Source organism: Marivirga sp. (assembly GCF_035704835.1).
GTDB lineage: Bacteria > Bacteroidota > Bacteroidia > Cytophagales > Cyclobacteriaceae > Marivirga.
This window is the reverse complement of record NZ_DASSWQ010000065.1, coordinates 1-13946: the sequence shown is the minus strand read 5'-3', so window position 1 is coordinate 13946 and position 13946 is coordinate 1. Positions and strand designations below refer to the sequence as shown.

13 protein-coding genes are annotated in these 13946 nt (G+C 34.3%); all 13 read left to right on the top strand.

Going from position 1 to position 13946, the window contains the following annotated elements; all coding sequences use genetic code 11:
• Positions 1-438, top strand: a complete 438-nt coding sequence (locus VFM92_RS10095; RefSeq protein WP_325122095.1) for a GNAT family N-acetyltransferase — start codon at positions 1-3, stop codon at positions 436-438.
• A 2-nt stretch (positions 439-440) separates the two neighbouring features.
• On the top strand, positions 441-1511 hold the full coding sequence (locus tag VFM92_RS10090; protein WP_325122094.1) for an alanine racemase: 1071 nt from the start codon (positions 441-443) through the stop codon (positions 1509-1511).
• 15 nt (positions 1512-1526) lie between these two features.
• Entirely contained in the window at positions 1527-2672 is a 1146-nt protein-coding gene (locus VFM92_RS10085) for an amidohydrolase (protein WP_325122093.1), read from the top strand.
• Between the two features lie 93 nt (positions 2673-2765).
• Positions 2766-3953 carry an alanine racemase gene (gene alr, locus VFM92_RS10080; RefSeq protein WP_325122092.1) on the top strand — a complete coding sequence of 396 codons (1188 nt, stop codon included), beginning with the start codon at positions 2766-2768 and terminating at the stop codon, positions 3951-3953.
• A 227-nt stretch (positions 3954-4180) separates the two neighbouring features.
• A complete protein-coding gene (locus VFM92_RS10075; RefSeq protein WP_325122091.1) occupies positions 4181-5464 on the top strand; it encodes an N-acetylmuramoyl-L-alanine amidase in 1284 nt (427 codons plus the stop codon).
• Between the two features lie 78 nt (positions 5465-5542).
• Positions 5543-6175, top strand: a complete 633-nt coding sequence (locus tag VFM92_RS10070; RefSeq protein WP_325122090.1) for an HAD family phosphatase — start codon at positions 5543-5545, stop codon at positions 6173-6175.
• Positions 6172-7299: a site-2 protease family protein gene (locus tag VFM92_RS10065; RefSeq protein WP_325122089.1), complete on the top strand. Its 1128-nt coding sequence runs from the start codon at positions 6172-6174 to the stop codon at positions 7297-7299. The genes VFM92_RS10070 and VFM92_RS10065 overlap by 4 nt, the downstream gene beginning before the upstream one ends.
• 361 nt (positions 7300-7660) lie before the next feature.
• Positions 7661-8569 carry a gliding motility-associated ABC transporter ATP-binding subunit GldA gene (gene gldA, locus VFM92_RS10060; RefSeq protein WP_325122088.1) on the top strand — a complete coding sequence of 303 codons (909 nt, stop codon included), beginning with the start codon at positions 7661-7663 and terminating at the stop codon, positions 8567-8569.
• Between the two features lie 4 nt (positions 8570-8573).
• Entirely contained in the window at positions 8574-9308 is a 735-nt protein-coding gene (gene gldF, locus VFM92_RS10055; RefSeq protein WP_325122087.1) for a gliding motility-associated ABC transporter permease subunit GldF, read from the top strand.
• Positions 9296-10987 carry a gliding motility-associated ABC transporter substrate-binding protein GldG gene (gldG, locus tag VFM92_RS10050; RefSeq protein WP_325122086.1) on the top strand — a complete coding sequence of 564 codons (1692 nt, stop codon included), beginning with the start codon at positions 9296-9298 and terminating at the stop codon, positions 10985-10987. The genes gldF and gldG overlap by 13 nt, the downstream gene beginning before the upstream one ends.
• The gene (locus VFM92_RS10045) at positions 10980-11909 is read left to right on the top strand and encodes a hypothetical protein (protein ID WP_325122085.1); all 930 of its coding nucleotides are present in this window, start codon (positions 10980-10982) and stop codon (positions 11907-11909) included. The genes gldG and VFM92_RS10045 overlap by 8 nt, the downstream gene beginning before the upstream one ends.
• A gap of 63 nt (positions 11910-11972) precedes the next feature.
• On the top strand, positions 11973-12821 hold the full coding sequence (locus tag VFM92_RS10040; RefSeq protein WP_325122084.1) for a DMT family transporter: 849 nt from the start codon (positions 11973-11975) through the stop codon (positions 12819-12821).
• A 207-nt stretch (positions 12822-13028) separates the two neighbouring features.
• A partial coding sequence (dnaN, locus tag VFM92_RS10035; protein WP_325122083.1) for a DNA polymerase III subunit beta occupies positions 13029-13946 on the top strand: 918 nt, incomplete at its 3' end.

Here is a 13946-nt window from a genome sequence, read left to right as displayed (position 1 = left end):
ATGGAATATCAAACTTTAACTTCAATAGACTCAGCAACTACTTTACAAAAAAACGAGATAGCAGATTTTCTCTTTAACCATTTGGATGAATTTGGTGATCCTAAGAACGACATCATGAAATGTCTGGATTATGCACTAAGTTCATTTGGCCATCAAGGAGGTTTTGTAGTCTTAGCTAGGGAAAGCGGAAGTATTAAAGGCGCGGTAGTTGTGAATCAAACAGGTATGTCAGGATATATTCCTGAAAACATCTTGGTGTATATAGCTGTTCATGCTGATCAGAGAGGAAAAGGTGTGGGGAAGGAATTAATGAAAAAAGCAATCAACACTGCTAGAGGCGATATTGCCCTTCATGTAGAACCTGAAAATCCAGCTAAATTCTTATACGAGAAATTAGGCTTCACCAACAAATATCTGGAGATGAGGTTAAAAAAATAATTATGGCATTTTTAAAACTATACAAAGATAAGCTCAAGCATAACTTTGATTTTTTACATGATCTTTTCACGAAAAATAACTTAGACTGGGGAGCAGTTACAAAACTGTTTTGTGGAAATGAACTTTACTTAAAGGAAGTGATAAACCTTGGCTTTAGGGAAATACACGATTCTAGAATAGCAAATCTTCAAAAAGTGAAGGAAATTGATTCGACTGTAAAGACTTGTTATATCAAACCTCCGGCAAAAAGAAGTATTCCTGATATTGTGCGTTATGCTGATATGAGTATGAATACCGAATATTATACCCTAAAATTACTTTCTGATGAAGCAGTAAGGCAAAATAAAACCCATAAGGTCATCATTATGGTGGAAACAGGAGACTTACGAGAAGGTGTAATGGGTGATCACCTTATTGATTTTTATGCTAAGGTTTTTGAATTACCTAACATTCAAATTGAGGGAATAGGAACAAATTTAAATTGTTTGCATGGTGTTATGCCATCTCAAGATAAGCTTATTCAGCTTAGTCTTTATAAACAAATTATTGAGTTGAAATTCAATAGAAAATTACCGTTGGTTTCAGGAGGAACATCAGTTACAATTCCTTTAATCATGAATAAACAAATTCCGACTGGTGTCAATCATTTCAGGATAGGGGAGACTTTGTATTTTGGTGCAAATTTATTTGATGAAACCACCATTAAAGGAATGCATGATGATTGCTTAGAACTTTTTACTGAAATTATTGAAATAACGCAGAAGCCAAAGGTTCCGATGGGAGAAATGGCTGCAAATCCTCAAGGAGAAACTACAGAGATAGACGAATCTCTTTATGGCGAAACAAGTTACAGAGCTATTTTAGATATTGGCGTGCTAGATATTGATCCTAAATATTTAATTTTAGAAGGATATAATTTTAATATTGTAGGTTCAAGTTCTGACATGATTGTAATTGATTTAGGAGATAACCTTGAAAAAAGAAAAGTAGGTGACTTGATAAATTTCAAAGTGAAATATATGGGTGCTTTAGGCATCCTCAATTCAAATTATATCGAAAAAACCGTAGAATAAGTTTAAATAATATTTATGGATTTAAAGCTTGATTTAGAAGAGCTTATAGAATTAAGACATCACTTGCATGCCCATGCCGAATTGTCAAATCAAGAGGAAAAGACTGCAGAAATAATAGTGGAGTTTTTATCCAAATATAAACCTGATCATATTTGGGAAAACGTTGGAGGCTTTGGAGTAATCGCTTTATTCAAGGGAAAAAAAGAAGGTAAAAATATTGGCTTTAGAGCTGATTTAGATGCGCTTCACATTGCGGAAACAATAGAGTTGGAATATGCCTCTAAAACTCCTCATACTGCTCATAAGTGCGGACATGATGGTCATATGACCATGGTCGCAGGAATAGCGGCTTTTCTTGAGAAGAATGAATTAGAAAATGGTAATGTGTATTTACTTTTCCAGCCTGCAGAGGAAACGGGAGAAGGTGCTGAGCGCATAAATCGAGGTCTAACAAAATTAGATATTCAATTAGATTATTTATTCGGTCTACATAATATCGTAGGGTACCCTAAAGGACAAATCCTTACAAAAAAGGGAACTTTTGCGGCTGCTTCAAGAGGAATGGTGATCAAATTATTTGGTAGAACAAGTCATGCTGCAGAACCTGAATTTGGGATAAGTCCGGTTATGGCAATGGCGGAAATTACCACTCAGATGACAACTATTCATAAAAAACTAGATTGCTCAGATCTAACCCTTGCCACAGTTGTCCATGCCCAATTAGGAGAAATTGCTTTTGGTGTATCGCCTGGTTATGGTGAAGTAAGGATTACGCTAAGGGCGATGAAAGATGTCGATATGCAAAAGTTCATCGATTATGCAGAAAATCTGGTCAAAGAGCAAGCAGAAAAAGAACAATTAGAATTCGAAATATCTTACACAGAAACTTTCCCTGCCACAGAAAACTCAGAGGAAGCATTCAATATCATGCAAGATTCTGCTGAAAAAGTAGATCTTGATTTTAAGCCTCTAGACAAACCCTTTAAATGGAGTGAAGATTTTGGTCAATACAAACTACAAATGAAAACAGGATTTTTTGGAATTGGATCAGGTGAGGATTGCCCGCATCTTCATGATGAGACATACGATTTTCCGGATGATATTATTTTGGATGGGATTAAAATGTATTGCGGTTTAATTAAGTATTTTGAATTAAATTGATTTCATTATTTTAACGTAATATCAGATTGTAACTAGATCGTTTTCAATAAAGAACTTCGATGTGCTTACAAACTAAAATCATTTCCATAAATCATGAGTAAAAATATATTCAGTACCTCTAATATTACTTTAAGTAAAAGCGCAGTTAGGCAAAATGTTAGGTTTGTTAAAAAGCAATTAGCTGATAATGTGTTGCTTTCTGCAGTTTTGAAAGGGAATGCTTATGGTCATGGAATTAAAGAGATGGTTTCTTTATTTGAAACTGCTAACGTAAAGCACCTTTCGGTATTTTCTACTCAAGAAGCTGCAGAAGTTTGCGAAGTAAAGAAAAAGTCCACTCAAGTAATGATTATGGGTTGGATGGAGGATGAAGAAACGGAATGGGCTATTGAAAATGAAGTTGAATTTTATGTTTTTGAAATGGGAAGGTTCGAGACGGCTGTTCACTTTGCCAAAAAACATAAGAAGAAAGCCAAAATACATATTGAAGTAGAAACAGGAATGAACAGAACTGGTTTTGAGGATTCTCATTTAAAAGAGGTAATCGAAACCATGCAGGCTAATCAAGAATTTATCGATTTTGTAGGGCTTTGTACACATTATGCTGGTGCAGAAAGTATTACTAACTACTTAAGGGTGGTGGACCAAATCCAAAAGTATAATGAAATATATGAATTATTTAAAGAAAATAATTTAGTTCCAAAAAGGCGACATACAGCTTGCTCAGCAGCCGCCATGTCTTATCCGGAAACCCAGATGGATATGGTCAGAATTGGTATTTTATTATATGGATTTTGGCCGAGTCAAGAAACTTTCATTGCTTACCAAAAAAGTAATGGGCATGGTCATGATGGATTGAATAGAAGAGTGAAGCATCCTCTAAAAAGAGTCATTAGCTGGAGAAGTAAAATCATGTCTGTAAAAGAAGTGCCAGTTGGAGAATTTGTAGGTTATGGAACAAGTTATCAGGCTGCTAAAAAAATGAAGATCGCAACAGTCCCTGTTGGATATGCCTATGGTTTTGCACGCTCATTAAGTAATCAAGGAAGGCTAATAGTAAATGGGAAAAGAGTAGCAGTCATTGGCACAGTTAATATGAATTTAATGATTATTAATGTCACTGAGTGTAAAAATGTAAGCAAAGGAGATGAAGTGATCATGATTGGAAGCAATGGTAAAGTTAATGTTTCGGTTGCAAGTTTCAGTGAACTAAGCAATCAACTTAACTATGAATTATTGAGCAGATTGCCTATGGATATTCCAAGAAGAGTAGTCATATAATATAAGCTTTTCGGAATGTAATTTTAGAAATAGTTATTCTTTGAGCCAATCCTATACTTAAAAAATCTTTTCTGAGACCAAAATTTAACTAAAAATCTTGACCATTTACAATAGCTATCATTTTAGATAAATTCTTAAAGAAAAATTGGCTGAAATAATTTTTTGCCCCTCAGTCAATATTTCGTCAATACAGACAGTTATATTGTCAAGTAATTCCAGAAAACCATATGCGACTTGTAATTTTAGTATTTTTTCTTTTCATCGTTTTTGAAAATTTTGCACAAGATGTAGATAGGCATACTTCGTTTTCACTCGACCTCAATGAAAATCAACGAAATCAGCAAGAGAATAGCTTTAATTTTACAGCAATTGCCTTAAAATCTAAAGTAATTAATGATTTCTCAGAAATTGGTTTTATTCATGAGTCGGATACTATTTATTTTAATAATGATTTACATTCTTCAGAAGATTCAGATTATTTCTATTCCAGCTTAATTCATTTCGATAAAGCGTTACAGTCAATAGAATTGCACACGCCAGATCATATTAATGAATTAGAGGTTGTGCTAATAAATGGAAGTGGTGAGTATGCTAACTTTTCCCAGAGGAGTTCTAATTCAAATCAGAATAATGATTGTGAATTAGAAGGAGTTGTTCAGCAGTCTGAATGGAGATCAGGCCTTGCTTCCCCTTCCTACAGCAGAAGTTTTACCACTACGGAGCATATGATTGTTCATCATTCTGCAGGCTCCAATAATATTTCTAATTTCACACAGGCAGTACGTAATATTTATATTTTACATACAGAAGAAAACGGCTGGTCAGATATCGGTTATAATTATCTTGTTGCTCCAGATGGTGTTATCTATGCTGGAAGAGACCCTGCTACAGGTAAGCAAGATGAGGTATTAGGAGCACATTTTTGTGGTTCAAATTCTAATACCATGGGAATTTGTCTTTTAGGGAATTACGAAACTGCAGAGCCTACTTCCGTCATGTTAGAAAGCCTGGTTGATGTATTGAGCTGGAAAGCATTCAAAGATGATTTAAATGTTTTAGAAAGTGATTTTCATCCGCTAAATGCAAATCTGGAGGTAATTGCAGGTCATCAAGATGGTTGCAGTACTGCATGTCCTGGAGAAAATGTGTATAAAAGACTTCCGGAAATTAGATTGAATGTAGATCAACAATTATCAATTTGTAAGGGAGAAAAAGAGGAAGGACCCATAATTGAATTAAAGTTCGATTCATTACTTACGCAAACAATTTATCCCAATCCTATAAAAAGTGATTTTTCATTTAGTTTAAATATTCTGGAGAAACGAAAAGATGAACTTCAGTATATTAAGGTTTTTGATCAGACTGGAAAAAGTATAAAATGGCAAAGTATTCAATTCAGTGAAAATAAGATTGAAGTAACATTACCCAATACATTAAAACCTGGCATTTATTTTTTACAGACGAGTTTTATGAACGGGGAGGAAAAATCACAGCGATTTTTAATATTATAAAATCATTTTCGTTTTTTTGTCTTTTTGTTTAACAACAGCATTTCACCCATATTTGCAGCTCATAAATTTTTAAGGACATTGCAAAAAATTAAAACCATCATTTTCGATTTAGGCGGAGTAATTATCAATTTGCATGTTGAAAAAACCATCAGCGCATTTTCCAAACTATCAGGGCTAACAGAGAAGGAAGTTGAAAATGCTTATTTATCCGCTGTTTTTTTTAAAGAATACGAAAAAGGGCTGATTTCAGATAAAAATTTTCGCCACAGCTTAAGAACAAATTTTAACTTAACCGCTTCTGATGAAGAAATTGACCAAGCCTGGAATGCTATGCTGGGACAGATTCCTGCAGATAGAATTGCAGAAATAAAGCGTTTAAAACGTAATTATAAATGCATTATTCTGAGTAATACAAATGCAATTCATGCAAAAGCTTTTCATGAAATATTATCAAATGCTTATTCTTATCAACATTTAAATGAGCTTTTTCATGAAGTATATTTTTCTCATGAGTTGAAACAACGGAAGCCAGATAAAGAAATCTATCAAAATGTGTTGAACTTATGTAAAACAGAAGCAAGTAAAGCCTTGTTTATGGATGATTCCAAATTAAATTTAGAAACTGCTTCTGAACTTGGAATCCACACACTTTATATTACTAGAAATGGTGGTTTTATGAATTTATTAGAGAATAAATTATCCGAAATATGATAGAGAAAAATTTCCGCTATTATGCAAAGAAGATTTTACTTTTTGTATTAACCTTCATTACTACTACTCTTGCTGGTTCGGAATGGATAACCAATCGTATTATTTTTTATTCACCTGATTATTCATGGGCGGATTTCTTAACAGGAATGCATTATTCCATTCCTTTTCTATTCATATTGACCGTACATGAGTTTGGCCATTTCTTCACAGCCAAATATCATAAAGTTGAAGTCACTTTGCCGAATTATATTCCACTATGGTTAGGTTTTATAGGTTCAGTATCGTTTGGAACTATGGGAGCTTTAATCCGGATAGTTGGTCCTATAAAATCAAGAAAACAGTTTTTTGACATAGGTATTGCAGGACCAATAGCTGGATTTGTAGTGGCATTAGGTGTGTTATTCTATGGATTTACCAATTTACCTGAACCTGAATATATTTTTGAGATTCACCCAGAATACGCTCAGTACGGGATGGATTATGCCGAACATGTTTATGATGATGAGGAATTGGTGAGTTTAAGTTTAGGGAATAGTCTGTTGTTTAGTTGGTTTGAAAATAATATAGCTGATCCTGAGCGATTACCCAATCACAGAGAACTGATTCATTATCCTTATTTATTTGCAGGATTTTTAGCATTGTTTTTCACTGCTTTAAATTTAATTCCCATCGGTCAGCTTGATGGCGGACACGTGATTTATGGTTTGTTTGGAGCTAAAAATCATCAATTCATAGCTTTTACGCTTTATATGATTTTCACATTTGCAGCAGGCTTAGGATTGATTACAGCAGGTATTGATTTAGGTGACTTTGCTTTATACAGCTTTTTGTATGTAGGCTTTTTACATTTTTCCTTTAAAGGATTGGGTTTTCAGCAATCAACTACCATCATGCTTGCGGTGGGAATGTTTGCCGCGCAGTATTTAACTTCTTTTCTATTTCCATCTGTCACTGGCTTTTCAGGCTATTTACTTTTTGTCTTCTTATTGGGCAGATTTATAGGAGTGAGGCATCCTGTAGCACCTGATGATAGTCCTTTAAGCACAGGAAGAAAAGTATTGGGTTGGATTTGCCTGATAATTTTCATTATCTGCTTTAGCTTTGAGCCTTTAGTTATGGAGTAATTGAAACTTTCATTTTTAAAGTTTTAATGCGAATCACACCCCCCCTTCGCCCCCCTCAAGGGGGGAGATGCATTGATTTATTTTTTCTTTACCATTTGATTTTGTATCACTTATTAAGTTTTTACTTTAAATATTTTTATCAAATAGTGGTGAAACTTTTCATTTTATGGAAAAGTATATCTGTGAGAACTATCCCCTTGAGGGGATTATAGGGGTGTCGATTGAAAGATGATATTTTGTGAGATAACGGCAGAAAGAAAGTCATATCAGACAATAAGACTCCGTTGGAAAATTGAATTTTTCATAATTAAAACACTATTTTTGCGTTTATCGATTACCACAACAAACCATAAAATTCTGAATGTCCATTCTCGTTAAGGGTCTTATTAAAAAATACGGAGAACAGATTGCTGTAAATGATGTTTCTTTTGAAATAAAAAAAGGAAATATTGTGGGTTTCCTAGGGCCGAATGGAGCAGGTAAATCCACTACGATGAAAATAATTACAGGCACTCTTCCTGCTGATGGTGGAATAGTGGAGGTCGATGGAATAGATGTATCGCAACAACCTTTAAAAATTAAAAAACATATTGGCTATTTGCCTGAGCATAATCCTTTGTATTTGGATATGTACGTGCATGAATTTTTGCGCTTTTGCGGAGGGATTTATGACATGTCAGGCAAAACACTAAAAAGCAGGGTGGCTGATTTGGTAGATTTATGTGGATTGCAAAAAGAGCAAAACAAACAGATTGGAGCTTTATCCAAAGGTTACAGACAAAGAGTAGGATTAGCTCAAGCTTTGGTGCATGACCCTTCTGTTTTAATTTTGGATGAGCCCACTACAGGTTTAGACCCCAACCAAATTATAGAAATCAGGAATTTGATATTATCTATAAGTCAAGATAAAACAGTTTTGCTTAGTACGCATATCATGCAGGAAGTGCAGGCACTTTGCAACAGAGCGATTATTATTAAAGAAGGGCGTTTGGTGGCGGATCAAGCTGTGAATGAATTGACAGAAGAAAAAGAGAAATTTACGATTAAGATAGAACTGGAAAAGCAAGCAGATTTATCATTTTGGACCACTCATGCGGAAGTCAATAATTTGAAGCTAGTGACCGAAACAAAATATTTATTGGAAACCACGAAAGATATCCGAAAGGAAATCCTGAACTGGGCCACCCAAAATGAAGTAGATTTAGTCGGGATTTCATTGGAAAAAGGCAATATGGAAGAAGTGTTTCACAAACTCACCCAAAATAACTGAGCCTATGTGGAGTATTTTTAGCAAAGAAATCAATAGCTTTTTAAATTCACTTATAGCCTATCTCGTAATGGGTGTTTTTTTGGTTAGCATGGGATTGTTGGTTTGGGTTTTTCCTGATACCGCCATCTTTGAATATGGATATGCTGACATGGGCATTTTCTTCAATTTGGCACCTTATGTCTTGATGTTTTTAATTCCTGCCATCACTATGAAAGCTTTAGCAGAAGAATCAAAAAGCGGAACTTTCGAACTGTTGATGACCAAGCCGATTACAGAACTAAAATTATTATTGGGGAAATATTTAGCAGGATTAGTGCTGGTAGTGATTTCTCTGATTCCCACTTTGGTTTATTATTTTTCTTTGTCCTACTTGAGTAATCCTGTCGGTAATATCGATTCAGCAGGAATTATGGGCGCTTACATTGGTCTGTTATTTTTAGTTTCTGCTTATACGGGCATTGGGATTTTTGCTTCTTCCTTATCTGAAAATCAGATTGTGTCATTCATCATTGCGGTTTTTATAAGTTTTATATTCTTTATGGGTTTTTCATCCATATCAGACCTTGCTTTTATAGCTGATTCTGGTGTGCAAATTGAAAAAGTAGGAATGTTAGCTCATTATGATGCTTTAGGAAAAGGAGTGATAGACTTTCGGGATGTAGTATATTTCCTTTCAATTACAGCTTTATTTTTAGGAGCTACTTTTTGGGTTTTAAAATTGAGAAAATGGAATTCCTAAAGAAGAAGTCAACAGAATATACGCTCAAATTCCTTATCCTTCTCACTCTAGTGGTGTTTGTAAACCTTGCCATGCGTCATCAAATATTCCGTTGGGATATGACAGAGGAAAAGCGATATTCAATGAATGATGCGACTATTTCCATGTTGCAAAATTTGGAAGAGCCCGTTTATGTGGAGGTTTATTTGGCTGGTGATATTAATGCAGAGTTCAGCCGATTGCAAACCGCCATAAAGCAGACTTTGGAGCAATTCAAGACTTATGCCTATGGAAATCTGCAATACAGTTTCATTAATCCCGATGAAGCGACTTCAGCCAATGCTCGAAATGAATTTTATAGATATTTAGTAGATAAAGGGATTCAACCCACCACGGTTTTCGATAGTGAAGAAGGACGAAAATCGCAGAAATTGATATTCCCAGGAGCTGAAATTTCTTATGGAGGGAGAAGCATGTCAGTTATTTTACTTAATGGAAATAATGCAGCAGGGGCAAGCCAAGCCATTACTCAATCCATCGAAAATTTAGAATACGAATTAGCAAGCACCATCAAAAGTCTTGCAAGTCCTGACCGGAAAAGTGTTGCTTTATTCCAAGGGAAAGGTTCCCCAACAGGAGATGTTTTAAAAGGATTGAATGATGCGGTTTCTACCAAATATGATTTGATTCCTGTCCAAAATACAGAACGTTTATCCAATTTTGATGCGGTTATATTTGTTAAGCCTACAGAAGATTTCAATAATTCAGAACTTTATGACATTGACCAATTTATCATGAATGGCGGGAAAAGTTTATTTTTCATCGATGGCTTAATGATGGATGTGGATTCGATTAAAGATTATGGGGCATTGGCTTTACCAGTTGAGACTGGGCTGGATAATTTGTTATACAATTATGGAGTTCGAGTGAATAAGGATGTATTGCAAGATGTTAACAGCGGAAATTTCCCAATCGTTACAGGGAATTTGGGTAAAGACCCGCAAATTCAATTGTTGCCGTGGCCTTATTACATCATTTTGAATAAATATGCCAATCACCCGATTGTGCGGAATATGAATGCGGTATATGGTAAATTTGTGAGTTCAATTGATACGGTAACTGCAAATGGAATCAAAAAAACACCTTTGATTTTTACTTCTGATTATACTCGAAAATTGAATGGTCCGGTTCATATCAGTTTTGAAAATTTGAGAGAAGATATTAAACCAGAAAATTTCAATTTGCAAAATGTGCCGGTTACCTATTTGTTGGAAGGAAAGTTCACTTCAGCGTATCAAAATAGATTACCACCTGAAGGAAAAGTAGCCGCTAACAGAAAGAATAAAAGTCTAGAAAATTCGATCATTGTGGCCTCGGATGGAGATTTGCTTTTGAGTGAAATAGATCGAAAAAGAAATCAACCTTTTCCTTTGGGAGTAGATCCATATGCTAATCATCCCTCCAATTTTGCAAATGACCAGTTAATTGTCAATATGTTAAATTATTTGCTGGATGAAGATGGATTGATTATTTCCCGTAATAAGGAATTGAAAATTCGACCATTGGATAAAGTGAAAGTAGCGGAAGATAAAGTATGGTTGCAATTGGTAAACGTTGCCTTGCCCATTCTTTTGATAGTGCTATTCGGAATCTTAAGATTTTATTGGAGGAAGAGAAAATATGCAAAATTCAATGGCTAAATCTCAATCAAGAAAAAATATCGTCTTATTGTCAGTTTGGGTGGTTTTGGTTCTCCTGACCATTTTAGCCTACAATTACAATCCATATGAAAGGAAATCAACCTCTTTTGAAAAGGATTTATTCGCTATTGAAAATGCAATGCAGTCTATTTTACGAATTGAATTAAATGGACAGGATTTCAAGAACACATTAGAGAAAAATGGAAACTCATGGACAGTCAATCAAGAATATCTATTAGATGCTTCCATGCAGCAAGTATTTTTTAAATTATTAGAACAAGTCAGTATCCAGAGGCCCATAACTGGAGAGAATTCAGCGAAAATTAAACAAAATGTATTGGATTCTGGGGTGCAGGTTACTATTTATGGAAATGAAGGGATATTAAATTCATACACAGTAGGTGGTGATTTCCAGGCCATGCGATCTTATTTTGTAAAAGGAGAGGACGTTTATTTAATGCAGTTGCCAGGCTATCAAAGCTATGTAGCTGGCATTTATGAAGTTCCTGAAAATGATTGGCGAGATAGGGTGATTTTCGATGGGATATGGCAGGACATGGTCAGTTTGAAAATTGATAGACCTAACAAAGAAACTGTGGAATTCAAATATGATAATCGATTAATGCGCATCCAAAACCAGCAAGCTGACTCAGCAGAAGTAATGAATTTTGTAGAGCGCTTTAATTATTTCTTTGTGGATCAATTCTTACCCGAAGATCATATAGCATTACAGAAAAGAGAAAGCTTCGATAAAGCCGGTACCATTGAAATTGAAGGCTTAGATAAAGACAAAAGCCTGAGACTTGAACTTTTTAAGAATCCTGAATTCAATGCTTACTTGGTCCACATAAATGGCAAGGAATGGGCAGCAATAAGAAATGAACGAATGGAGAAGCTTTGGATAGAGTTGGAGAAGCTGTAGAGAGTTATAAGGTTTTGAGCGGGATTGGGACACACTTGTCTTGCTGCAAGTACAATTACGAAAATGAAAATGAATTCTAAAAAATGGATGTTGATTTCCGTAATTTCATTTTGTGTTATGACAATTGGAATTAAAGAAATGAGCAATAGTATAAATTCATTTCAAATTATATTCTTTAGGTCTTTAATAGGGCTACTCACTATTCTTATATTTTTTAAAAATAAATTATCAAGACTAACCTATTCTATTATAAATGAACATTTATTTAGGAATATATTTCATTTAATTGGGCAATACGGTTATATCATAGGAATTATTTATTTGTCATTGGCTGAAGTAACTGCTATTGAATTTTCTGTACCCATATGGATATTGATAATTGCTTCTGTCTTTCTAAAAGAAAAAATGACAACATCAAAGATACTGAGTATAGTTTTAGGTTTTGTAGGTGTACTAATAATAATTAGACCTGGATTTGGTTTAATAAATACTAAATCAATTATTGTATTATTATCTGCTATTAGCTATGCAATTGCTCATGCTTCAACTAAAAAATTGACTAAGAAATATAAGCCTTTAGACATTGTTTTCATTATGTGTCTGATTCAAATTCCTATTTCATTTGGTCTTACTTTGACAGAGATTAATTTACCCAATATAAGAGACTTTTCATTTTTACTAATTGTTGGAATATCAGCAATTGCTGCACACTTTACAATGGCTAAAGCCATGACGGATGATGATATTAGTTCTATTATATCAATAGATTATTTTAGACTTCCAATCTTAATAATATTAGGTATATTACTTTATAATGAAAACTTCAATGCTATCTACTTAATTGGTGGAACTTTGATATTCATTGGAAATTGGATTAATAAAAAGCACGTATCAGCAACTAAACGCAAGTAGGTTTTTTTACTTCCGACTTCCCACTTCCATCACCCCTCATAAACCCATTTTTCAACTTTTACCTCCCATTTAAGAATTTTTTATTGCTTAATGCACTATAAAGTATAGATTTGCAAATTAATTTTTAACTTTGTTGGTAATCGAAAATCAAGAAGTTACAGCTAAGCTTTTGATTAATTTTTAAAAGCAAGCCCTAAAGAAAAAACTATGAAATTTTTAGTATCCTCATCTGCATTATTAAAGCAAATTTCATCCATCAATGGGGTGATTTCAACCAACCCAATGGTGCCTATTTTAGAGAATTTCTTATTTGAAATTCAAGATGGTCTTTTGACTATCACTGCTTCAGATTTGCAAACTTCCATGATTACTGAAATTGAAGTTGAATCATCTGAAAATGGAAATATTGCAGTTCCAGCCAGAATTTTAATGGATACTTTGAAAAATCTTCCTGAGCAACCTGTAACCTTTTCAATTGATGAGGAAACTTACAGCATCGAAATTAGCTCTGATAACGGAAGATATAAATTAGCAGGGGAAAATGCTACAGATTTTCCTAAAGTGCAGGAAGTGGAAAATCCTGATACAGTAGATATTTCAGCAGATGTTCTGGCCACTGCTATTAATCATACCATTTACGCCACCAGTAATGATGAATTACGTCCAGCTATGGGGGGTGTGTATGTTAAATTTGATGAAACCAACACCACTTTCGTTTCTACTGACGGTAACCGTTTGATTCGTTACAGAAGAGTAGACGTGGCTTCTGATTCAGGAACTGGGATTATCATTCCTAGAAAAGCATTATCCTTATTGAAAAACAGTTTACCTGTAGAGAATGTGAACGTGGCAGTAGAATTCAATATGTCCAATGCTTATTTCAAGTTCAATAATATTAAATTAATCTGCCGATTGGTAGATGAGCGTTTTCCTGATTACGAAAATGTAATTCCTGCGGAAAATAATATCAAGTTGACTATCAATCGTCAGGAGTTTATGTCTTCTTTAAAAAGGATTAGCATTTATGCAAATAAAACTACACACCAGGTTCGATTGAAAATCAATGGAAGCGAATTGCAAATCTTTGCTGAAGATTTGGATTTCTCCAATGAGGCAAATGAAATC

What these genes read in the sequence shown, in the direction of transcription:
- VFM92_RS10095 (WP_325122095.1), top strand. Translation starts at nt 1, where the DNA reads ATGGAATATCAAACTTTAACTTCAATAGACTCAGCAACTACTTTACAA.
- VFM92_RS10090 (WP_325122094.1), top strand. Translation starts at nt 441, where the DNA reads ATGGCATTTTTAAAACTATACAAAGATAAGCTCAAGCATAACTTTGAT.
- VFM92_RS10085 (WP_325122093.1), top strand. Translation starts at nt 1,527, where the DNA reads ATGGATTTAAAGCTTGATTTAGAAGAGCTTATAGAATTAAGACATCAC.
- alr (WP_325122092.1), top strand. Translation starts at nt 2,766, where the DNA reads ATGAGTAAAAATATATTCAGTACCTCTAATATTACTTTAAGTAAAAGC.
- VFM92_RS10075 (WP_325122091.1), top strand. Translation starts at nt 4,181, where the DNA reads ATGCGACTTGTAATTTTAGTATTTTTTCTTTTCATCGTTTTTGAAAAT.
- VFM92_RS10065 (WP_325122089.1), top strand. Translation starts at nt 6,172, where the DNA reads ATGATAGAGAAAAATTTCCGCTATTATGCAAAGAAGATTTTACTTTTT.
- gldA (WP_325122088.1), top strand. Translation starts at nt 7,661, where the DNA reads ATGTCCATTCTCGTTAAGGGTCTTATTAAAAAATACGGAGAACAGATT.
- gldF (WP_325122087.1), top strand. Translation starts at nt 8,574, where the DNA reads ATGTGGAGTATTTTTAGCAAAGAAATCAATAGCTTTTTAAATTCACTT.
- gldG (WP_325122086.1), top strand. Translation starts at nt 9,296, where the DNA reads ATGGAATTCCTAAAGAAGAAGTCAACAGAATATACGCTCAAATTCCTT.
- VFM92_RS10045 (WP_325122085.1), top strand. Translation starts at nt 10,980, where the DNA reads ATGGCTAAATCTCAATCAAGAAAAAATATCGTCTTATTGTCAGTTTGG.
- VFM92_RS10040 (WP_325122084.1), top strand. Translation starts at nt 11,973, where the DNA reads ATGAAAATGAATTCTAAAAAATGGATGTTGATTTCCGTAATTTCATTT.